Source organism: Methylosinus sp. shoA, assembly GCF_059718125.1.
Map to the genome: position 1 here is coordinate 2,048,910 of NZ_AP046091.1, position 22,819 is coordinate 2,071,728.

Annotated in this window: 15 protein-coding genes and 1 pseudogene; 10 read left to right on the top strand and 6 right to left on the bottom strand. The window is 63.4% G+C overall.

The genetic code is table 11. From position 1 onward, the window contains the following. Window positions 1–21: 21 nt before the first annotated feature. Both AC6IW9_RS09225 and AC6IW9_RS09230 read right to left on the bottom strand, forming a co-directional pair. A complete protein-coding gene (locus AC6IW9_RS09225) occupies window positions 22–1,341 on the bottom strand; it encodes an MFS transporter (RefSeq protein WP_497771770.1) in 1,320 nt (439 codons plus the stop codon). Further along, entirely contained in the window at window positions 1,338–2,393 is a 1,056-nt protein-coding gene (locus tag AC6IW9_RS09230) for a glutathione S-transferase C-terminal domain-containing protein (RefSeq protein WP_497771772.1), read from the bottom strand. Before AC6IW9_RS09230 ends, AC6IW9_RS09225 begins: the two co-directional genes overlap by 4 nt. 179 nt (window positions 2,394–2,572) lie before the next feature. Between AC6IW9_RS09230 and AC6IW9_RS09235 the strand changes: the two genes are divergently transcribed. The 3 genes from AC6IW9_RS09235 (at window position 2,573) to AC6IW9_RS09245 (ending at window position 8,217) form a co-directional block, all read left to right on the top strand. After that, window positions 2,573–2,968 carry a nuclear transport factor 2 family protein gene (locus AC6IW9_RS09235; protein WP_497771774.1) on the top strand — a complete coding sequence of 132 codons (396 nt, stop codon included), beginning with the start codon at window positions 2,573–2,575 and terminating at the stop codon, window positions 2,966–2,968. A 775-nt stretch (window positions 2,969–3,743) separates the two neighbouring features. Continuing rightward, the gene (locus AC6IW9_RS09240; RefSeq protein WP_497772479.1) at window positions 3,744–6,758 is read left to right on the top strand and encodes a two-partner secretion domain-containing protein; all 3,015 of its coding nucleotides are present in this window, start codon (window positions 3,744–3,746) and stop codon (window positions 6,756–6,758) included. Between the two features lie 493 nt (window positions 6,759–7,251). Further along, window positions 7,252–8,217 carry a FecCD family ABC transporter permease gene (locus tag AC6IW9_RS09245; protein ID WP_497772480.1) on the top strand — a complete coding sequence of 322 codons (966 nt, stop codon included), beginning with the start codon at window positions 7,252–7,254 and terminating at the stop codon, window positions 8,215–8,217. Window positions 8,218–8,574: 357 nt separating this feature from the next. On the opposite strand, the gene AC6IW9_RS09250 is transcribed toward AC6IW9_RS09245, so the two are convergent. From AC6IW9_RS09250 to AC6IW9_RS09265, 4 genes are all read right to left on the bottom strand, one after another. Continuing rightward, window positions 8,575–9,591: a hypothetical protein gene (locus AC6IW9_RS09250; protein WP_497771777.1), complete on the bottom strand. Its 1,017-nt coding sequence runs from the start codon at window positions 9,589–9,591 to the stop codon at window positions 8,575–8,577. A gap of 3 nt (window positions 9,592–9,594) precedes the next feature. After that, complete coding sequence (locus AC6IW9_RS09255; protein ID WP_497771779.1) at window positions 9,595–10,644, bottom strand: ABC transporter substrate-binding protein; 1,050 nt, start codon at window positions 10,642–10,644, stop codon at window positions 9,595–9,597. Between the two features lie 122 nt (window positions 10,645–10,766). Then, complete coding sequence (locus AC6IW9_RS09260) at window positions 10,767–13,013, bottom strand: TonB-dependent receptor (protein WP_497771782.1); 2,247 nt, start codon at window positions 13,011–13,013, stop codon at window positions 10,767–10,769. A 120-nt stretch (window positions 13,014–13,133) separates the two neighbouring features. Then, window positions 13,134–14,675, bottom strand: coding sequence for a nitrogenase component 1 (locus AC6IW9_RS09265; protein WP_497771785.1), 1,542 nt, complete (start codon window positions 14,673–14,675; stop codon window positions 13,134–13,136). Window positions 14,676–15,014: 339 nt separating this feature from the next. On the opposite strand from AC6IW9_RS09265, the pseudogene AC6IW9_RS09270 reads away from it, so the two are divergent. From AC6IW9_RS09270 to cas1c, 7 genes and pseudogenes are all read left to right on the top strand, one after another. Continuing rightward, window positions 15,015–15,337 (top strand): annotated as a pseudogene (locus tag AC6IW9_RS09270) (DDE-type integrase/transposase/recombinase); the annotation flags it as partial. A 202-nt stretch (window positions 15,338–15,539) separates the two neighbouring features. Continuing rightward, window positions 15,540–17,705: a CRISPR-associated helicase Cas3' gene (cas3, locus tag AC6IW9_RS09275; protein WP_497771787.1), complete on the top strand. Its 2,166-nt coding sequence runs from the start codon at window positions 15,540–15,542 to the stop codon at window positions 17,703–17,705. A 44-nt stretch (window positions 17,706–17,749) separates the two neighbouring features. Then, the gene (gene cas5c / locus AC6IW9_RS09280; RefSeq protein ID WP_497771789.1) at window positions 17,750–18,415 is read left to right on the top strand and encodes a type I-C CRISPR-associated protein Cas5c; all 666 of its coding nucleotides are present in this window, start codon (window positions 17,750–17,752) and stop codon (window positions 18,413–18,415) included. Beyond that, window positions 18,412–20,163, top strand: coding sequence for a type I-C CRISPR-associated protein Cas8c/Csd1 (gene cas8c / locus AC6IW9_RS09285; protein WP_497771791.1), 1,752 nt, complete (start codon window positions 18,412–18,414; stop codon window positions 20,161–20,163). Before cas5c ends, cas8c begins: the two co-directional genes overlap by 4 nt. Then, window positions 20,160–21,116, top strand: coding sequence for a type I-C CRISPR-associated protein Cas7/Csd2 (cas7c, locus tag AC6IW9_RS09290; protein WP_497771793.1), 957 nt, complete (start codon window positions 20,160–20,162; stop codon window positions 21,114–21,116). Before cas8c ends, cas7c begins: the two co-directional genes overlap by 4 nt. Continuing rightward, on the top strand, window positions 21,113–21,790 hold the full coding sequence (gene cas4 / locus AC6IW9_RS09295) for a CRISPR-associated protein Cas4 (RefSeq protein WP_497772481.1): 678 nt from the start codon (window positions 21,113–21,115) through the stop codon (window positions 21,788–21,790). The genes cas7c and cas4 overlap by 4 nt, the downstream gene beginning before the upstream one ends. Further along, complete coding sequence (gene cas1c / locus AC6IW9_RS09300) at window positions 21,787–22,818, top strand: type I-C CRISPR-associated endonuclease Cas1c (protein ID WP_497771795.1); 1,032 nt, start codon at window positions 21,787–21,789, stop codon at window positions 22,816–22,818. Before cas4 ends, cas1c begins: the two co-directional genes overlap by 4 nt. The last annotated feature ends 1 nt before the right edge of the window (window position 22,819 follow it).

Below are 22,819 nucleotides of genomic sequence, written 5' to 3' on the forward strand. Positions count from 1 at the left end.
TCGCCGGCCCTGTCGCGATGATTATCGCGAAGCTCCACGCGCACGATCGGCGAGCGCGAGCAGCGCGAGCGCCGCGACCGCCAGAAGCGTCGTTGCGGCGCCGATATAGAAGAGCTCGCCCGTCGCAAATTTGCGTTCGAGCAGCAGGCCCGTGAAGGCCGGCCCGACGATCGCGCCGATGCGTCCGGCGCCCATCGTCCAACCTATGGCCGTCGCGCGCAGCGCGCTCGGATAATAGGCGGCGACGAGAGTCGGAAAGCACATTTGCGCGCCGATGAAGAGGAAGCCGGCCGAAAAGATCGCCGCGACGACCAGGTCGCTCTGCATGGGAACGGCGCCGATCGCCGCGACCGAGAGAGACGCGGCCACAAAGGCAGGGAGAAGAATCTTGTAGACGTCGTGCGCGTCGGCGAGCGCGGCGAAGAACATCGCGCCGAGCATGCCGCCGCCGCTCAGCACGACGCCGCCGATCACCGCCATGCCGAGGGCGACGCCGGCCTGATTGAGAATAAGCGGCAGCCAATTGGTGAGCGAGATCGACACCAGCAGGCTGACGAAGCTGATGAAGGACAAAAGGAGCGTTCCATAGAGGCGCCCCTCGGCGAAGAGTTGCGCAGAGGCGGCCGCCGAAGCGGCGCCGACCGCGCCGATCGTCCGCTCGGCGGGCGCGTCGACGCCGATTCGGGTCAGTATGGCGCCGATGCGCTCGTGCGCGCCCGCCCGCGTCGCGAGGAAAGCGAGCGATTCCGGGATCAGCAGCCAAGCCGCGGCCGAGAGCGCCAAGGGCAGCGCTCCGGCGAGGTAGAAGACCGAGCGCCAGCCCCAGGCCGGCAGAATGGCCGCCGTCGCCATGCCGCCGAGCACGCCGCCGAGCGGTATGCCGCAGAACATCGCCGTGACGAAGGTGGAGCGGCGCCGCTTCGGCGTATATTCCGAGGTGAGCGCGAAGAGATTGGGCAAGGCGGCGCCGAGGCCCACACCGGCCGCAAAGCGCAGAACGACGAGCGTATCGGCGGTCGAGGCGACGACATACAGCAGAGAGGCGATGCCGACGAGGACGAACGCCGCGAGCATGACGGTCTTGCGTCCGAGCCGATCGCCGAGCGGACCCTGCGCGACGACGCCGGTCAGCGAGCCGAAGGAGCCGGCCGCGAACACGGCGCCGAGTTCCGCCGGCGGAATGCCGAATTCGTCGACGATCGCGGGAGCGGTGAAGGCGATCGCCTGATTGTCGAAACCATCGGCCATCGCCAGCAATCCACACAGTGCGACGATCACGATCTGTCGGCGGCCGATGGCGTTCTCGTCGATCAGGCTCTCTATGGAGACGACGCGATTCATGGGGTCGCTCGAATATGCCCGGCGCTGTCCGCGGGCGAAAAAGCGGACGCGCGCGCCGCCGCATCACGTCGCGGGTCCTGCGTCCAATCGGCGTCGGGCGGCGCCGCGTCGGGCGGCGACGACGGGAAATTGCGGATGTAATCGCTCCGGTATCGCTCGAACTCGGTGGAGTCGCGAAAGGCCGGAATTCGGTAGAGGTCGCGCGCATAGGCCCAGAGATCGGGAAAGTCGACCAGCCGCTTCAGATCGACGCGGAAGACCGGGTAGTAGGCCGCGTCGAAGCGCGCGAGAGTGACGAAGAGGCGAATGTCGCTCACCGTCAGCCTGTCGCCGAACAGGAAGCGGCTTTCGCGAAGACGCGCGTCGAGCGTCTCCAGAAAATCGAAGATGCGCCGCACCCGGACCGCATGCTCGCTCTCGCTCCTCGCCGAGCCGGCGAGATAGACGCCGAAATTGAGCTCGGCCTCGAGCTGCGAATCGAATGTCTCGATCTCGGCGCGCAGCGCCTCCGGACAGAGATCGAGAGGCGCGCGCGCGAAGCGTATGAATTGCGTCGCCAGATCGACGAGAATATCGCCGGAATGATTATTGACGATCCGCCGCGTCTCCCGGTCCCACAGCACGGGCGCGGAGATATGGCCGTCGAAACCAGGGTCACTCGCGCGATAGGCTTCGGCGAGGAGACGAAAGCCGTTGACCGGATCGGCGCCGCGGCGGGCGCGGAACGCCCAGCCGCGTCCGTCGCGCTCGTCGTCGACGAAGGAATAAGAGATCACGCCCTCGAGCCCGAGGAGACGCAGGGCGATCAGCACGCGATGGCAGAAGGGACAGCCCGCGGCGAGATAGAGATGGTAGAGCCCGGCCGCCGCCGCGAAGGGCGTCGCGCCGCTCGCGTCGATCCGGTCTCGAAAAGCGGAGAGCGAAAGATAGGCCGAATAGAGCGAATCGGCGCCGGCCTTCAGCGCGTCGTCCAGCTTCGTCGCGCTGACATAGCGGCCATAGGTCTCGTAATCGACGTCGCTCGCATATGCCGCGCCGGGCGCATCGGTCATGCTCGCCTCCATGAGGCCCGCGCCCTCGACAATCCTCGGAGGCGGTGTGATATCGGCAAGAAATAGATTTCGTCCGGAAACCGCGTCAATCGCAGTTTCCGCAACGCTGCGTTCCGCCGGCGCCGGCTTACGCGGCGCTGGCCGGATCGCATAGAACGGCTGCGACCGGGAGCGCCGTCATGTCTTCTCACATCGACACGATCAGAGCATCGTATGACGCGTTCCATCGCCGCGATCTCGACGGCGTGCTCGCCGCCCTTGCGCCGGACGTTTCCTGGGTGCATCCGGACGGGCTGAGCGTCATCGGTCTCGGCGGCGCAAAGAAGGGACATGCCGAGGTCGCGGCCTTCATCCGGCGCGTGCCGACCCATATTTCGCGAATGACGCTCGATCCGCGCGAATTCATCGAGTCGGGCGATCGCGTCGTGGTGTTCGGCGTGCGCGTAGTGGTCGCGGCCAATGGCCGCGAGGGGACCTTCCGCTTCGTGCACTCCTGGACCTTCCGCGACGGCAAGGCGATCGAATTCGAGGATTATTTCGATACCGCGCAATTGATCAGCCTGATTTCGGATTGAAGCGCAGCGCGCTCCCACTCCTCAACGGAATCGTAACCCGCCGCTCGCTCGGCCATTCGGCAATATTCATGCGCTTCGCCTCGCCGACGGGCTTCAGGACATGCAGGTCAAAGCGACCGAACACTCGTGAACGGAAGCCGAGAGTCGATCGCGCAGACCGGACGCGGGTCGCGAGAATGGCGCCGCCGTCGCAGGCGCCATAATCGCGCGGCGAGTCTCGGGGGGATTACGCCTTCCATCGATCGCACGAGTCGAGTGTTGCAGGTCCCGCAACCGTCGATTATTGCAATCTACCAAAACCCGCTCCCATTCAGGGCGGGGTTTTTCTTGCACGATGCAAGCGGTGGCGTCGCCGCCGGATCTCCCCGCGCCGCATGCTCCGGCCAGGCGCCGGCGTCACTCGACGAGCGCGCCGGAGACGTCCGCGGACTCGGCCTTTCTCTCACCGCTTGCGGGCGTTCGTGGAACGCACGGGAAATCTCGATTTCTTGTTGCTGCTGAGCGTCTCGAGCTGAAGATGGCCAGCATTTGTTCGAACTGCCTAATTTTCCGCCGCACCGATCAGCCAATAGCGATATATATATTAATTACATGTTAGCCTGCTCGGTGTGCGAGCGTCACGCCGAGATACCCTGTTCGATAGGATGATCTTAAAATGTGCATCCGAATCGGTAAGAGTCGCCGGGCGGACGAGAGCTTTCGCCTACTTCGAAAGATATCCCGCCGATGGTCCCGCAATTCTCTACGAAGCGGGTCATTCTCTACATTGACGGCGGTGGCCGCGCTGCTTGCCGGCGTCCGGCCGGTCGCGACCGCGCCGACGGGGGGGACGGTCGTCGAAGGCGGCGCCTCCATCTCGCAGAACGGCCCCGCCACCAACGTCGATCAGTCCACCAATCGCGCGATCATCGATTGGCTGGGCTTCTCCGTCGGCGCCGGCGAATCGGTCAACTTCTATCAGCCGACCAATCTCTCGGTGACGCTCAACCGCGTCATCGGAAACGAGACGAGCGTCATCGCCGGCGCGCTCAACGCCAACGGCCGCGTGTTCATCGTCAATTCCAACGGCGTGCTGTTCACCAGGGACGCGCAGGTCAATGTCGGCGGCCTCGTCGCCTCTACGCTCGACATCTCCAATTCCGATTTCATGGCCGGGAACTACCGCTTCTCGGGCTCCTCCACCGCCGGCGTCGTCAATCGCGGCAATATACGCGCGAGCGACGGCGGCTATGTCGCTCTGCTCGGGCGCACAGTGTCCAACGAGGGCGCGATCATCGCGACGCTGGGCTCCATCGCCCTCGCGTCCGGCGACAAGATCACGCTCAATTTCGGCGGCGACTCCCTCGTCGACGTGACGGTCGACAAGGGGACCTACAAGGCGCTCGTCCAGAACAAGGGATTGATCCAGGCGGACGGCGGCCGCGTGGTGATGACCGCGAGGGCCGCCGACGCGGTTCTGTCGGCGCAGGTCAACAACAGCGGGATCGTGCGGGCGCGCACGCTCGCCGATCTGACCGGCGGCGCGGCCTCGCAGGGAACGGTGCGGATCGGCAAGATCAAGCTCCTCGCCTCGGGCGGAACGACGAAGGTCTCGGGCAGGCTCGACGCATCGGCGCCCCATGGCGGCCGCGGCGGCGAGATCGACACGAGCGGCGACAAGGTGAAGATCGCCGACAGCGCGGTCATCACGACCAGGGCGGCGAGCGGCCGGCATGGCGACTGGATCATCGATCCGGACGGCTTCACCATTGCGGTCTCGGGCGGCGACATCACCGGCGCGGCGCTGAGCCAGCAGCTCGAATCGAACAATGTGACGATCTTTTCGACGCAAGGGAGCGGCGTCAGCGGCGATATCGACGTCAACGACGCGGTGAGCTGGGCGGCGAACACCACGCTCACCTTCAATGCGACGAAGAACATCAACATCAACGACGCGATCTATGCGAGCGGCGAGAGCGCCGGACTCGTGCTGAACTACGGCGATTTCGCCAGAACCGGGGCAGCCGCATCGAGGACCGATTATCACATCGCCAGCCTCACTACGAACGAAGACGGCTCCATATCGGCAGGTCCCGCCTCCGTGACATTGAGCGGATCGAACGCCTCCTTGACCATCAACGGCGTGTCCTACACGCTGATCCACGATATCGACGCGCTCGCGACGATCAGCGCGCCGGTCCTCGACGCAAACGGGAGCCAAGTCTACAGCGACTGGGACGGCACGCCGGTCTTCCAGGCGGCGACGGGTCATTACGCTCTGGCCGGGGATATCGACGCGTCCGGAAGAAGCTTCTCGGGCGCGGTGGTCCATATCTTGGCCGGAACCCTCGCCGGGCTCGGACACGAGATCTCGAATGTGTCGGTCGTCGACGTCGCCGGTTACGGAAACAACGGTCTGATCGGGATGCTCGGCTCGACTTCGGTCGACACGACGACCGGCGTCGTCACGGTAACCGGCGTCGGCATTGTTCGGGATTTGGGATTGGCGAACGCTTCCATCACCGATCGGGTCGACGGCAGCGCCTTCGTCGGCGGCATGGTCGGCTCGAGCTGGGACGGCAGTCGCATCGGCAACGTCTATGTGACCGCTTCGACCATCGTCGGCGTCATCAATGTCGGCGGCCTCGTCGGGGCCAATCGCGGGATTATCGGGGACGCCCATGTCGTCGCAACCGTGACCGGACGAACGAATGTCGGCGGGATCGCCGGCACGAATTTCGGCTCCATTGCCCGCTCCACCTTCAAGGGCGGCGTGATTGCCGCAGGAGTGAGGGAAGGCGACGGGTTGCTGGGCAGCGTGAATGTCGGCGGCTTCGTGGGGATCAATTTCGGCTCCATCGCCGATTCGCGGGCCAATGTGGCTTTGATGACGGAGAACAGCTCGAACGTCGGCGGACTGGTCGGGACGAATGCTTCGGGCTCCATCGTCGATTCCTCCGCCACGGGAACGTTGACGGCGACATGGGACAACGGTCAAATCAACGGCCAGAACTATGGCGGGCTGGTCGGGCAGAATTCCGATGGCTCGATCTCTGGCTCGTCGGCGTTCGTGGATGTGACCGTGAGCGCTCTGGCTGGGACCTTCGCCGATGGGTTTGGCTATGACAGTTTCGTGGAGAGTGTCGGCGGCTTGGTCGGAAGGCAGGAGGGAGGATCGATCGGCAATTCGTCCTCGTCGGGACGCGTGACGACCCATGGCCAGGCGTACGGCGTCGGCGGCTTCGCGGGCCAAGTCATCTACGGCGACATTATCGATTCCTCCGCCAGCGGACGTGTGACGGTAGAGACGGACTTCGGCAACGTCGGCGGATTTATCGGCAGCTTCTGGAATGGAGGCGGCGCGATGAGCGGCAATTCCTGGAATATCGATTCGACAGGCCAGGACAAGAGCGTGGGCGCGGGCGAGTCGGCCGGGATCACAGCGTTGCGTAATCCGACGCCTGTCGCCGAGACGGCTGCTGCACAGGCGGCCTCGCGCGCAGCGAATGTGATCATGACGGGCGGGCAAACGTCCACGATTTCCGAAAAATCTCCCGACGCGTCGGCGGCCGCCGGCAAGCGGGCTGTCGCTGCGCTGAAGAGCGCCGATCTCGAAGACCGAATCACCGTGCAGGAGCCGCCGTCGCCGCGCGCCGTCGAACGGCCTCGCTCCACCCGTCGTGTGGCTGCAGCGTCGCGACCGAACGTCAAGCGCCAAGGCGGAGGCTATGGCACGAAAATTCGCAGCATCGACGTCGATGGGCAGCGCTACGAGCCGAACAATGACGGCGCTGCTCCGAGGCGTCCTTGACGCCGCCTCGACGGAGGTCTTCCTTGTTCATTGCCATGCTCGTGCGCGTCCAATGATCGAGCTCTGCTCCAGGATCTACGGTCTCCTACTCTGGAGCGAAGTTCCGACGGCGGCGTCGCAGGACTGAAGCATGACGCTTTACGACCCGTGATCGGAGCGAGCGATCTCGGCCGCTCTAGCGTGAAGGAAGCCCTCTTCGATCGCATCTTCGGCAACTCGGGTTCGCCCGATTGCCGGAGAGGCGTCCTTGTGCGATTCGGCGGTCTCGGTCGCAGATCGGTGGGTCGCAGGACGAGTCGCCTTCACCGTATCGATGAATCGGGTCTCGCTCCGATATGGAGAGTTCTCGGCGTTCGATCGCGAGGCCTCGGATGAGCTTTTCATTCGGAAGAACGAGAGAGGATGCGAAATCGTGTTGCAGGTGAGAAAACCGAAGAACCGCAACGTCGGCGACGCGCTTTCGGTCGCTCTCTTCGTCGCGCTCGCGCTTCTCATGCTCTTTTCGCTGACATTGGGTCGTTATCCTGTCCCTCTGGCCGACGTCGCTCGCATCGTTTTCACCACTTTTCCGATCGCCGCCATCGGCGACTATGACAACGCGCCCTGGGTGGTGGTCGAGATCGTGCGTATGCCGCGCATTCTGCTCGTCACTCTCTGCGGCATGGGGCTCGCAATGGCGGGGGCCGCAATGCAAGGCGTCTTCCGAAATCCGCTCGTGGGGCCCGAGATCGCCGGCGTTTCCTCGGGCGCTTCGCTCGGCGGCGTCGCGGCAATCATGCTCTCCTGGTCTCCGCTCGCCATCGTCGGCGTCGCTTTCGGCTCCGGCCTCGGCGCGCTCGCCGCGGCCTTCGCATTGGCGCGCCTCTCGGGGCGCGCCAGCACGCTGGCGCTCGTGCTCTCGGGCGTCATCGTCGGCGGGTTCTGCGGTTCTCTCGTCGGCCTGCTGCAGACTTTGGCGGATCCGATGGTGAAACTGCCTTCCATTGTCTACTGGTTGCTCGGCAGCTTCGCCGGCGCGACCTATGAGAAAGTCGCGATCGTCGCCGGGGTCACCCTCGTCGCCGGGACGACGCTGCTCGCGTTGAGCTGGCGCATCAATCTTCTCTCGCTCGGCGAGACCGACGCCCAGGCGCTCGGCGTGAACGTCGACGCTCTGCGCTGGGGATTGATGGGGCTCGTCGCGATGATCGTCGCCGCGCAGGTCTCCGTCTCCGGCGGCGTCGGCTGGGTCGGGCTCATCGTTCCGCATCTCGCCCGCATGCTGGTCGGGCCGGAGCACAGGCGGCTGCTGCCGACGTCGGCCGTTCTGGGCGGCATCTATCTCCTCGCCATGGACGACATCGCCAGAAGCGTGACCGAGCAAGAGATTCCGATCGGCCTGCTGACCAGCGCGGTCGGCACGCCGATCTTCGCCTTTCTCTTCTGGAAGACGCAATCGAAAGGCTGGATGAGTGAGTGAGCCGGCGATCTCGCTTCGTGACCTCGGCTGTTTCTACTGGCCGAACGTCTGGATTCCCCGCCACTGCGAGGCGAAGGAATCCTTGCCCCAATGGGGGGATCGCCTTTGTTCTGCAACTCTTCGAGTGAGCTTCGACTCCGCCGCCCTCGACATGGCGTCGATGGGTCGCGCGCGAAAAATCGCTCTCTTCTCTCAGCCTTCGCGCGTCGACGAAGAGGCGGCGCTCGCCGCGCTCGATCGTTTCGGCATGGCGGAATTCCTTCGATCTGACCAGGTGCGGCGTGCAATGAACGGCAAGGTCGTCGTCTCGGGGCGCGGAGCCCCTAGCCATTGCTCGGCGACTGCGCCGCATCATGCTCAAGAAAAATGAGTAGAGCGAAGGTCGAACTCGCACTTGTTCGACATTCGATAGCGGTCGAACCACACCCTCTCCATTTGTCCGACACTGAAATAGACTTTTTCATTGCCGCTGTCCCCGGACGTTTCGCACAACTGCCTCCGCGAGGGAGCGACGCGATACGCCCGCCGCCATTTTTCGGACAGCTCGGCAACGATGTCGTCGCACGATCGCGCTTCCGCCCAGCTCAGCGTCTCGGGGTCGAGACGCAGGTCGACGGCGATCTCCTCGGGCTCCTCAGGATCGGCGAGGACATGCTCGCCCCATCGTCTTTCGCTGCGCCAATTGGCGCGATCCGCACGCAGGCTGCTCTCGATGCGCGGCGGCAGTGAATCGAGCTCGTTCTGCGTCAAGCGCTGGTCCTCCAAGCGACGGGCGATTCCCGAATAGAACAAAGGGATCGACCAGCGTTCGAAATCGGCGTCGCCGATGGCGTCGAGATCGTCGAACAATCGTTCGAGCGAGCCGAGCGAATCGCGCAGGAGAAGCACGCGTTGTTGGATACGGAAGCCCATGTCTCTCGCCAAGTGGAGAGTCTCGAGCTGAAACTGGTAATTGCCCACTTTATTGTTCCAATAATCGTGCTTTTCCCCGTGCCCGCTGAAGGTCGCAGCGACGATCTCGACGCCCAGCCCGCGGCGCATCTCCAGCCAATCCCGCATTTCGGCTCGCGATCTGTGAGCTATTCCGCCGAGCAGAGCTATGCGGAGCGGCCAGTTCTGCATCTCGTACAATCGATGAACCCCCGCTGTCGTCTCGTCGCCGTGATCGTCGCTGTTGCCGTACCAAGGCCAGATCTCGAATTCCGGACGATGCCGCATCCGCCATGTGATGAAGCGCTCCACGAGCGCGAAATAGCGTTCGAAGGACACGTCGGAGGTCTTGAACGACCTCAATTGACAGTAGCGGCAATGATGGAAGCACGGCGTTGCGTTGGCGTGGAGCGTGACGCCTGTGACGATGATCTCTCGACCCATCTCTTATCGCCTTTCTTCTCGGAAGTCCTTTGCGAACCGGCCGGCGTCGCTCGACCGCTCGTTTTCTCGCAGGGCGAGCGTTTCGTCGATGGCCGCGTCGGTCGGCGCCACATCGAACGCCTCCAGATAGGCGCGGCGGAGCATGGCGCGAAATTTCGGCGGCGTGTCCCTCGGATAGAGGATTTCGGCGAGCCATTGCAGCATCAGCGGCTCTTCGACCAGTCCTTCCATTCGGGCTCCTCCCCGCGGCTGCCGATACACGCGCTTCGCCTTGACCGCGGGGAGAGAGCGAAGCGCCGGATCGGCGAACACGGCTCCGACCGCGTCTCCATCGATGAACCCGGACAGCACGATCACATCCGGCGCGAGAGCGATGAGCTCCTCCTTCTGCGGAAAGCGGGCCGTGGTCACGACGTTTCGGGCGTGCAGCATCTCGAGCAGCCCGGTCACGCGCGTCCATGCGACGGCGAGGACGATAGGTTCGAGCTGATAGAAATAAGCGACGCGTGGGGATTCGGCCGTCTTTGGAACAGTCGCGAGTATGTCCGCGATCTCCCGGTCATAACGCTTCGACAAGGCCTCCAGGCGGTCCTGCCGCCCCGACAAGTCTGCGAGAACGCGCCACAAGCCGGTGGTGTGCTCCGTGGGCGGGAGAGCGGCGCCTATCTCCAACGGAACGAGCGGCGCGCCGAGGACCCGCAACGAGTTCGACAACCAAGACCAGGAGAGAACGGCGTCGGCGCGGAGAGCCAGTAGAGCCTCTGGATCGCCGGGGATCGCGCTCTGGCCTCTCGTCGGCGCGCGGGCTATCGCTGCGGCGTCGGGAAAGACGAAGCGCATGAGATCGCGGCCGAGCTCGTTTCCGCGCGTGTCGCCCGAGACGCCGGCAATGTGTCCGATGCCGTCGAGCGTCGCATAAATCTGAGAGACGGGCGCGTAGACGACGACGCGGCGCGCCGGCGCGTCGATCGGAATAGGCGCGCCGCTCATGCTCTGGATCGTTCCTGCGGCCGAATGCGGCGCCACGGTGGGGCCGCCGATCGACCAGGCCAAGCAGAAGAACGCCAGGGCGGCGAAGCAAACCGACGCATGGTCGCGACGGCGCGGAGCGCGTTCGCCGGTCTCGTGGCGTCCCCGTGTCCTCCACGCCCTCGACGACATGCCGGACACCCCGCTCAAAACTTCGCCGCGACGGAGAAGGCGACCGTTCTCGGCGCGCCGAGATATCCGCTGGTCAGCCAATAATGCGTATCGGCGACATTGTTGACGTTGAGGCGGAAGGTCAATGGAATCTCGGCGACGTCGGTCTGATAGCGAAGTCCGAGGTCGAATGTCGTATAGCCGGGAATCTTCAGCGTGTTGGTGGCGTCGCCGTAGAAGCTGCCGACATGATTGACGCCTCCCGTCATCGTGAGGCCGCGGAGCCAGGGCGTATCGTATTCGGCGTAGAATTTCACCATATGGTCGGCCACGTCCCACGGCCGCTTGTTCTCGAGCCGCGGAGTCGAAGCGCCGGTCACGCGCGGGTCCATGATGGTCACGCCGCCGAGGAGCGTGAGGTTCTCGAGGACCCTGCCGGAGACGCCGAGCTCGACGCCGGTATGGCGTTCGCGGCCGTCCTGAACGAAGGTGCGCGTTCCGCCGCCATTGGCGCGGAGGAAGGCGTAGGCGCGCTCCGTGTCGAAATAATTGAAGGTGAGCAGCGCGCCGCCGAACTTCGCCTTTACGCCCGCCTCATAGCTGGTCGAGCGCGTCGGCGGCATGATTTCGCCCGCGTTGGTGGCGTTGTTGGGCGCGACCTGGCCCTGATCGAGTCCTTCGAGATAGGAGAAATAGGTGGAGAGCCAGTCCATCGGCTTGACGAGGATCGACGCCGCCGGAACCCACATGCCCTTGTCGTAGGCGGCCTGTCGCGCGCCGGTCTCGGGATTGAAGGTGTCCTGCGATATCCCGGCTCTCGTCACCCCGGCCATGATGGTCACGAAACTGGCGATGTCGATCTGGTCGCCGATGAAGACATTGAGATTCTGTGTCTTCTGCCGCAGCTTCTGCGACGCGTCGAGACTGGCGAAATAGTTGGGCTTGGCCGTGTACGTCGGACCGAGCCACACATTGCCGAAGTTCGGAGAATAAGGAATTTCCTTGGTCCACCAATTGAACGGCACGGTGAAGTTCTGCGATACGCCGTTGAGGCCGAGCGTGAGCGAATGCTCGGCGCCGAACGTGTCGAATTTCAGATCGAGATATTGAAATCCCGAGGTCGTCGATCTGTGGAATCCGTCCGACGGCCACGCCGTCTGATCATAGGTTCCGTCGGCGGCGACGAAATCATTCTCCGTCCCGAGGAACGACGACCATTGATCGGCGTAGCGGAACCCCGACCGCGAGGTCAGGAAGGGCGCGACTTTGACGGTCAGCATCGTGCCGGTATGGTAGATCTGCGAATGATTGTAGCTCCATTTTTGACTCCAGTTTCTGGAAGGGTCGGGGGCCGCGGGATAGTTCGGCGTGTCGTAATAGACGCCCCATGAGGCTTCGAGGGCGCGAATGACGTTGTTGCGGAAGCCCGCCTCGACCTGCCAGAGAGCGTCGGGCCCGAGATGAATGTCGACGGCGCCGGTGGCGAGCTGGCGGCCGACCGTCTGATCGGCCATGTAGGTCGGCCCATATTGCTCGACGAGATTCAGGCGGTAGCCGATCTCCGGATGTCCCGGCACGGGGCCGCCGAAATCCCCGTGGACATAGCCGGACGCATTGTTGAACGCGCCGAGCGTCACATTGGCGAGCGGCGCCGCCGTGGGACGCTTCTGCACGTAGTTGACCATGCCGCCCGGCGAGTTCTGGCCGTTCAGGAATCCGGTGACGCCGGTCACGACCTCGACGCGCTCCTTGTCTTCGAGGTCCTGCACATGGGCGCCCAGAATCTTGAAGCCGTCCTGAGTCTGGAGCACGCCGCTGCTCGCGCCGAAGCTCGCCGTGCCGAATCCGCGGATCGTGACGCCGGCCGAGTCGGTGTAGCTCGCCGGCACATAGTTCTGGAGGAAGGGTGAGACCTTGGCGAGATCGGTGAGCGTATACACCTGGAGATTGTCGACGAGTTCGTGCGGCAGGACGCTCACATTGAGCGGCGTGTCGAGAATGCGCCTCTGGCCGAGCGGGCCGAGTCCGGACAGCAGGGAGGCCGCATAGCCATCGGCCGCCGATCCGTCGCTCTGCAACGCCTGCGAGGGCTGCAAGGCCGGAGCGCCGATGTCGATCGGCGGAAGCGGCGTTGCCTCGGCCGTTTCCGGATCTCGGTCGGATCGAGCATGAGCATCGATCGGCGCAGCGGCGCTCACGACGGCGGCCGCGAGACAAGCGAAGCCGAGCGCGCGCCGCGCCGTGGCGTCGACATCATGTGCGTTGGGGTTCCTGCTGGACATGTTCTCCACCTCTTTCGGCATTTCGTCGATTGCGTTCGAGCGAGCGCCGTCCCTCGACGCGTGGAGGAGTCCGCGTTCGCTCGAAATTCATGCTCGTGACGGCGTGTCAGTTCGGCGGCGTCACCAGGGCGGCTCGACCATGCGCCGCCAGGTCGCGTTCATCGCCTTGTCCAGCGCGGCGGCGAGGCAGGCGAAGCCGTCATATCCCCAGAAGGCGTTGCCCTTCCGATCGAAGAAGGGCGAGAAAGGCAGCGCGAGCTGTCCGCGCTTGCGCCATTCATATTCGCCGCGCGTCTCGCCATAGCCGAAGTGGAGCACGAGATCGGGCTTGGCTTCCGCCAGATAGGCGTCGACGGCGCGCTCGTCGGGGCGGGCGGCGTCGCATCTGATGCGCGGCGTGCGTTGCTTTCCGGTCTTTCCCGTCCATCCAGACGCATCGCCGATGCGCAGTCCGAGGAGACGATAAGGTTCGAGCTGCGCCTCCGTCATGGGCCGGAAATGTACGACGAGCTTGCCCTCGAGGCGCGGCCGGAAGCGCTCGATCGTTTCTTCGACCAGAGCCTCGCCTCTCGCGATCACCTGCTCCGCCCGTCTCGTCACGCGGCGATCGAAGCGCTCGGAGATTGCGCGCAGAGAGGCCGTCGTCGTGGAGGGGCTCTCGAAACAGGTCCAGATGATCGGCGTGGCGAACCATTGCCGCAGGAGATCCGCATAGCCGCCCCGCATCTCCTCGTCCGAAATGTCGACCTTGCTCGCGAAGCCGACGACGAGCGCGCATTTGTTCATGCGGGCGAGATCGGAAGTCGAGGATTGCGTCATCTCATGCACAGGATCGAGGCCCATGTCGGCGAGCAATTTGCCGACGATCCAGACGAGAGCCGTCGCCTCCCGCGAGTAGGGGAGCGCCACTCTTTTCTTGCTCCCGCGGCATCCCGGGTAGAAGAGATTCGCGGCCCGCAGCGTCGCCGCCGTCTCGATCGCCCAGGATTTATACGCCGAGAGCGGCAGGACGAGTTTTTGCATTTCCTGCGTCTTGGCTTTTGCTATTCCTTTGACGTTCGTGTCGAGCAGGGAGACGGGATCTTCGCTCGACACGGCGATTCCCCGCGCCAAGGGAAAGAGCGCGCCGATCTCGTCGATAGCGCGTTCGAGGCGGCGGTCTCCGGCGACTTCTATATCGCTCCATCCGAGGTCGGTGCAGAAATGAAGCGCGCTGAAGCTCTCGATCCCCTGGAGAAAGCCTTGCGCATGCAGCCGCATGCTTTGACCATAGGCGCCGCAGCCCACCGGGCCATGCATGAGCGCGATCATGTCGAGCGCCGAAGTCCAGCCGGCGACGGTGCGACCTTCGAGCCCCCCCGAACAGAAATCGATTTTTCCGGCGTCGGGATAGGAGGGCGGAGCCGGGAGCTCGGGCAATTCTCGCATGTCTCTGATTCGGACGACGAAAGCGTTTCCTCCCTCCATCGTCTTCGACTTCGACTTCGGCTTTCGGCCGCGCGCGTCCTTCGTGTAGATATTTTCCATCCCGGCATGGGCGGCGGTCGGCGATGGCGCCGGCGGGATCGCCAACGGAGGGATGCCGATCGTCCCTTTGACGCCTCCGACACGCCAACGGATCGGCTTCTTCGGCAAGGTCGGGAGGAAGGGGTTGTGAGGCATGGGCATGCTCGAACAACATGGGCTGTGCTATATACGACACGGAACGGCAGGAAAGGGTCAACACTTTTTTATTTGATTGAAAAGTGACATAGTTTTTGTCGGGTAGAGAACATGAGCTCTGTTCCGGAGGGCGCGGATTTTCAGGCTGGATATCCAACCGAATTTTATTTGTCCGAATGTTGACGCAACCGGACGGGCAACCGCCGGCGCCTGTTGCGGCGACAGGATGCACCCAACCGCCGACGGCGCCGGCCGCACGCGGCGGGCCGCCCGGCGTGCGGGCTTTGCCACGACGCCAGCGTTGCACGCGCCTCGATCATCGTCGGGAACACGGGCGCCGTTCTCGTCGAGACGAAGCCGAATGCGCGATGGTCTCTCGGCTTCGTGCATGACCAGTTCGCTGGCGGCCGACGGTTCGCCTTCTGAACATCGTCGACGACGTGACGCGCGAATGCCTGGCGGCGATCCCCGATACCTCGATCTCCGGCAGGCGGATGGCGCGCGATCTGTCGACGCTGATCGAAAGACGCGGCAAGTCCGGCATGATCGTTTCCGACAACGGAACGGAGTTCGCCTCGAACGAGAATAAGGTCGAATGGCATTTCATCATGCCGGGCAAGCCGATGCAGAACGGCTTCTGCGAGAGCTTCAACGGCCGTATTCTGCCCATCGATGTCTCGCCTCGGACAGGCGCAAACGACCTCGATCGGGGCCGCCTCGTAATATCGCCTACGCTGCACGACACAAAAAGGCGGCGCTATGCCTCGCGGCTCAAAACCAAAAATAACTCCGAGGATCACAATGTGGTACGCGCATTCCTTACCAGAATCTCCCAAATCTCAATGGCAATCGCTGGCCGAACATTTGACCGCTGTCGCGGAACTCTCGTCGCGTAGGGCGGAAAAATTCGGCGCTGGACAGGCCGGCGCGCTCGCCGGACTCCTTCACGATCTCGGCAAATATACTCCTGAATTTCAGGCGCGGCTGGAAGGCGGCGCATCAGTCGATCATGCGACTGCCGGCGCACGTGAAGCCATCGCGCTGGCGACAAAGGTCGATGACCGTCGCATCGCGGAGATCATTGCCTATGCCATCGCCGGACATCACGCCGGCCTGCCAGACAGCGTCGGTTCCGACGCATCGCTCGACGCGCGCATGAAGAAGCGACTCCCGGCGCTCGATCCGGCATGGCGTGACGAAATCGCGCCTGTCGGGGATCGTCTCGTGCCCTTGGAGTTTCATTGGAGCGGTCACGCGCTGGCGCGACAAATGGCTTTTTTCGGAAGAATGATCTTCTCCTGCCTCGTCGACGCGGATTTTCGCGACACGGAAGCCTTTTATGCCCGGGCAAAAGGAGAAACACCGGCGCGCGACTGGCCCGCCCTGCCGGCGATCGTCGAAAAGCTGATTGCGCGCTTCGACGATCATATGGAAGAAAAATGCGCCAGCGCGCCATCGACGTCGGTCAACGCTCTGCGCAGTGAAGTTCTTGCGCATGTGCGCGGGCGCGCGACAGCGAGGCGCGGGTTGTTCACGCTCACCGTGCCGACGGGCGGCGGCAAGACGCTCGCCTCGCTCGTCTTCGCGCTCGAGCACGCAAAGACGCATGGGCTGGAGCGCATCGTCTACGCCATACCCTTCACCTCCATCATCGACCAGACGGCGGCGATTTTCCGCAACGTGCTCGGCGACGATATCATCCTCGAGCATCACTCCTCGATCGACGAAGACAGGCTGCGCGCACGGGAGGCGGCCGACAAGCTGAAACTGGCGATGGAGGACTGGGCCGCGCCGATCATCGTGACGACCAATGTACAATTGTTCGAGAGCCTTCACTCCAATCGACCGTCGCGCTGCCGCCGCCTGCATAATCTCGTCAATTCCGTCATCATTCTCGACGAGGCGCAGACCATTCCGTTGCCCGTGCTGCTTCCCTGCCTCGCGGCGCTCGACGAGTTGGCAAGAAATTACGGCGCTTCCATCGTGTTGTGCACGGCGACACAACCGGCGGTCGCGGTTTCGGACAGCTTCAAGCAAGGTTTGCCGTTTACGCAAGACAGCGAACTCGCGCCGGATCCCATGCGGCTGCATCGGCTCTCGAAGCGCGTGCGACTGGAGTGGATCGGCGAGAAGAACGACGACGAACTGATTGTGGCGCTGCGTGAAACACGACAGGCGCTGGTGATCGTCAACAGCCGCGCCCATGCGCTCATGCTCTATCGCAAGGCGCGGGAGGCTGGCCTCGACGACGCTTTGCACCTCACCACGCGACAATACGCCGCGCATCGGCGTCGGATTCTGGAGGACGTACGCAGGAGGTTGGAGAGCGGCGCGCCATGTCGGCTCATAGCGACATCGCTGGTCGAAGCCGGAGTCGATCTCGATTTTCCGCATGTCTGGCGCGCGGAGGCCGGGCTCGATCAGATCGCGCAGGCGGCAGGCCGCTGCAATCGGGAAGGAAAAAGGTCGATCGAAGAGAGCATCGTCTTCGTGTTCCGTTCGACGGAGCATAAGCCGCCGCGGGAGATCGCGCAGCTTTCCGCCGACATGGGCCGCATGATGGGCAAGCACGCGGACCTGCTGTCGCCGGAAGCGATGCAGGATTATTTCGGCGAGGTCTATTGGCGCAAGGGGGAAGCGCTGGACAAGCACAAGGTCATGGAGGCCTGGAGGATTTCGGCCGGGAAACCGTTTTTCGACTATCGCGCCGTGGCGGAGAATTTCCGCATGATCGAAAGCGGCATGGCGCCGGTGATCGTTGCGACCGAGAAACCCGCGCAAGATGCGTTGGCGGCGCTACGCGGAGGCTTGCCGCCAGCCGCCGCCACACGGAAGCTGCAGGCTCATGTCGTGCAAGTTCCGCCGAAGGCGCGCGATCTGCTGATACGGAATGGGCATGTGCGGTTCGTGAAGGAAGAGGAGTTCGGCGATCAATTCGCAGTGCTGCAAAGTGCGAGCTTCTATCGCGAGGAAGAAGGGCTGATTTGGGAAGATGCGGACTATGTGGGGGTGGAAGGTTGGTTGGTTTGATCACCGAGATGGTTAGAGACTAAAAAATTGGGGAGCGAACCGCCATGGCCTATGGCGTCAAGGTTTTCGTTTCAGGTGAATTTGCTCTGTGGACTCGTCCGGAGATGAAGGTCGAGCGCGTCTCCTATGACGTGATGACCCCTTCGGCGGCGCGCGGGATCATCGAATCGATCCACTGGAAGCCGGCGATCCGCTGGATCGTGACCGCGATCCATGTATTGAAGCCGATTCGATTCCAATCGATCCGGCGCAACGAAGTGGGTCACAAGGCGCCGGTCGCTTCGATAAGGAAAGCGATGAAAGCGCAGGATCTGACCGATCTCGCTCTCATCGTGGAGGATGATCGCCAGCAGCGCGCCGCGACGGTGTTGCGCGATGTCGCCTATATCATCGAGGCGCGTTTCGAACTCACCGAAAAAGCCGGTCCCGACGACAACGAGGGCAAGCATCTCGACACATTCAATCGCCGGGCGCGCAAGGGGCAATGCTTTCACCAGCCCTGCCTCGGGACGCGCGAGTTTCCTGCGCATTTCTCCTTGATAGAGCCAGACGCGCCGCTGCCTGCGACGAACGGAGAGACACGCGACCTCGGCTTCATGCTCTACGACATCGACCATGCCGGCGACCGCTCCTCACTATTCTTTCGCGCAAAGCTGGAGAACGGCGTCATGCGCGTCCCGGCGCCGAACTCGCCGGAGATTCGCAGATGAGCGCGCTCGCTTCGCTGGTCCGCGCCTACGATCGAATCAAGGACGCGCCGCCCTTCGGCTACTCGTTGGAGAAGATCGGATTCCTCGTTTCCTTGAACGAGGACGGCTCGCCCGCAGGCCCGCCGATCGATCTGCGCGAAGGGGAGGGAAAGAAAAAGACTCCTCGATCGATGCCGGCGCCGCAGCCCGCCAAGCGCACATCCGGCGTCTCGCCGAACTTTCTATGGGACAAAACTTCCTACGCCCTGGGCGTCACGGCCGGAGAAGGCAAGCGGACCGCGGAAGAGCATGCGGCATTTATCGCCAAGCACGGACAGGCGCTGCAAGGCGTCGAAGACGAAGGCTTGCAGGCGTTGATGCGTTTCCTCGAAAACTGGCGTCCGGAAGACTTCGTCCGCCTCGGTTGGCCCGAGGAGATGAAAGACCAGAACATCGTCTTTGCGCTCGAGAGCGACAGGCGCGCCACTATCCGCATCCATGATCGGCCGGCGGCGCGTGCGCTCTGGGCGCGGCTCGCCGCGCAGGGCGACAAGACCGAAGCCGTCTGCCTCGTCAGCGGCGAGCGTGGCCCCATAGCCCGACTGCATCCGGCGATCAAGGGCGTCTGGGGCGCTCAATCGTCGGGCGCTTCGATCGTCTCCTTCAATCTCGACGCTTTCGCTTCTTATGGTCACGAGCAAGGCGAAAACGCCCCTGTCTCGGAGGCGGCGGCTTTTGCCTACACCACGGCGTTGAACCGTTTCCTGGAAAAAGCAAGCGGCCATCGCATCCAGATCGGCGACGCCTCCACGGTCTTCTGGGCGGACGCGTCCGAGGCCGAAGCCGGCGAAGCGGAGGGACTTTTCGCCGCCCTGCTCGGCGCGGATGGCGTCGACGAGACGGCGGAAGCAAAGAAGATCGCCGCCATTCTCGACGCGGTCCGCCAAGGCAAGCCGCTGGAAACGCTGACGCCGGATTTTCCGCATGGCGTGCGCTTCTACATTCTCGCGCTGTCGCCCAACGCCGCACGTCTCTCGGTGCGCTTCTTCGTCGAGGACGATTTCGGCGAAATCGCCGAGCGCTATCTCCAACATGTCGAGCGCATGCGCGTCGAGCCGCCGCCACGGGATCAGGCTCCTTCGATCTGGCGGCTGCTGATCGAGACCGCATCGCAGCGCAAATCCGAAAACATTCCGCCGCAGCTTGCCGGCGACTGGCTGCGCGCGATCCTCGCCGGCGCACGTTATCCGCTCACGCTATTCTCGACCGTGCTCATGCGCCTGCGCGCCGATCACGATGTGAACGCGTTGCGCGTCGCCATGCTGAAATCCGTGCTCATTCGCAATTTCGAAAAGGAGGCTCCGGTGGCGCTCGATCCCGACAACGACGACCCGGGATATCTGCTCGGTCGGCTATTTGCGACCTATGAATATGCTCAGACGCAAGCGCTCGGTGGTAATGTCAACGCGACGATCCGCGATCAATATTATGGGACTGCATCGGCGACGCCACGTTCCGTCTTCCCTCTGCTGCAGCGCAAGGCCACCCATCATCTTTCCAAGTTGCGCAAAGAAAAACCGGGTCTCGCCGTCGTTCTCGACCGCAAGATCGGCGAAATCTGCGAGCTCGCGAACGCCGATGACTTGTTTCCCTCGACGCTGAGCTCGAAGCGGCAAGCGCTTTTCGCGATCGGCTATTACCATCAACGCAATGATTTTTACCGCGTGCGTGACGACGCGACGACCTCGTCTCAGGAGAAACCTCGATGACCGCGCTTTCTCACCGCTTCGATTTCGTCTTTCTCTTCGACGTGACGAACGGCAATCCGAATGGCGATCCGGATGCGGGCAATCTGCCGCGCTTGGATCCAGAAACCAATCAGGGTCTCGTCACCGACGTGTGCCTCAAACGCAAGATCCGCAATTATGCCGAAATCGCCAAGGGCGGAGAGGCCGGCTTCGCGATCTATGTCCAAGAGGGCGCCATCCTCAACGAGAAGCACCGTGAAGCCTATAAAGCCGTCCGCCCGGACGATCCGAAAGTGACGAAGGGCGACGGCAAGCTCAGCCCTCGAGACGACGGCGAATTGAACGATCTGCGCGGTTTCATGTGCCGGAACTTCTTCGACGTGCGGACCTTCGGCGCCGTCATGAGCACCGGGATAAACTGCGGCCAAGTACGTGGTCCGACACAGCTTTCCTTCGCACGCTCCGTGGAGCCGATCCTGCCGCTCGAAATCTCGATCACCCGCATGGCCGCCACCAATGAAGCGGAGAAAAAGAAGCGCGAAGAAGGCGACGACGAAGATCAGCGCACGGAAAATCGCACCATGGGCCGCAAGCATGTCGTGCCATACGGACTCTACCGCGCTCATGGCTTCGTGTCCGCCAAGCTCGCCGAGCGCACCGGCTTCTCTGACGAAGATTTGATCTTTCTCTGGGATGCGCTGAGGAATATGTTCGAGCACGACCATTCGGCGGCGCGAGGAGAAATGGCGGCGCGCAAGCTCGTCGCCTTCGAGCATGATTGCGCACTGGGCCGGGCCCCCGCGCATGAATTGTTCGAGCGCGTGACCATCGAACGCGTTCATGACGGCGCGACCTACGCGATCGGCGACAAGCGCCTCGACAATGCGCCGCCGGCGCGGCGCTTCGCCGATTATCGCGTGTTCATAAATCGCGAGAATCCGCCGGAGGGCGTGACGATCCGAGAACTGCTCTGACGAAAGGAGCGAGGGAGATGGACGACGATGAATTCGTTGAAAATCCGATCCCTCTCTCGGCGCTTCAACATGCGGTCTACTGCTTGCGGCAGGCGGCGCTGATTCATGTCGAACGGTTGTGGGAGGAGAACCGCTTCACGGCCGAAGGACGCGTGTTGCATGCCGTCGTCGATCGACAGGGTCAGCGCTATTCGCGCGGCATTCGGCGAGTCGGCGCATTGCCGCTCGTCTGCCGCCGGCTGTCGCTCGCCGGCGTCGCCGATCTCGTCGAATTCCACAAGACGGCGGCCGGCGAGACGCCTTACCCCGTCGAATACAAACGCGGCAAGGCCAAACTCCATAGGGCGGACGAAGCGCAGCTCTGCGCTCAGGCCCTGTGCCTGGAGGAAATGACGGGAGGCGACGTGCCGGAAGGCGCGCTCTTTTATGAACAGACGCGCCGCCGCGTCGTCGTGCGATTCGACGCGGAACTGCGGGCGCTGACCGAAGAAACGGCGCGCGCGTTGCGAGATACGATAGCGAGCGGAGTCACGCCGCCTGCGCATTATGAAAAGCGCAAGTGCGACGCCTGCTCGCTGATCGAACTCTGCCGGCCGAAGATTTCGGGTCGCTCCGCCAAGGCCTGGCGCGACCGCGAGATCACGACGCTGATGAGCGACAGGGGCGGCGCATGAAAAAACTGCTCAATACGCTCTATGTGACGACCGAGGGCGCCGCCTTGCGAAAGGATGGCGAAAATCTCGTGGCGGAAATCGAAGGCGAAGAGCGCGTCCGCGTCCCTTTTCACATGATCGCTTCCGTCGTGGTTTTCGGCGCGGTCCTCTTATCACCGGCGCTCGTGCAAGCGTGCGCCGGGCGCGGAATCGTCATCGTGCTGCTCGATCGCAACGGCCGTTTCCAAGCGCGGGTCGAAGGGCCCACTACCGGCAATGTCTTGTTGCGTCGCCAGCAATATCGGGTCAGCGAGCGGCCGGGGATCATCGCCCAGAGCTTCATCTGCGGAAAAATCGCTAATCAGCGCTCGGTGCTGCAGCGCGCGTTGCGCGACTATGGCGAGGAAACGCCGGAGCCCGTCAAGTCGGGGATCGAGGCCGTCGTCGCTCGGCTCGGCGGCCTGCTCCGCGCTGCGCCGCTTTGCGACGATGTCGATACGCTGCGCGGTATGGAAGGCGAGGCGGCTCAGCTTTATTTCGGCGCGTTCGACAGCCTCGTTCGGTCTCCCGACAGCGAGATTCGCTTTCGTGGCCGCTCGCGCCGTCCTCCGCTCGATCCGGTCAATGCGCTGCTGTCTTTCCTCTACACGCTTCTCACTCACGACTGTCGCAGCGCGGCGGAGAGCGTCGGGCTCGACCCCGCCGTCGGCTTTCTGCACAGGGACCGGCCGGGCCGCCCGAGTCTCGCGCTCGACCTGATGGAGGAAATGCGGCCTGTTTTTGCCGACAGGCTCGCCTTGTCGTTGCTCAACCGCAGGCAAATTCGCATTCAAGATTTTCATGTCCATGAAAATGGCGCCGTGCTGCTGACGGACGAAGGCCGAAAGACGGTGTTGACCAGCTGGCAGGAGCGCAAGAAAGTGGAGCGCAAGCATCCGTTCTTGGATGAAACCGCGCCGCTCGGCCTCGCGCCCTTCTTGCAGGCGCAGTTGCTGGCGCGGCATCTGCGCGGCGATCTCGACGCGTATCCGCCCTGGTTTTGGAAGTGAC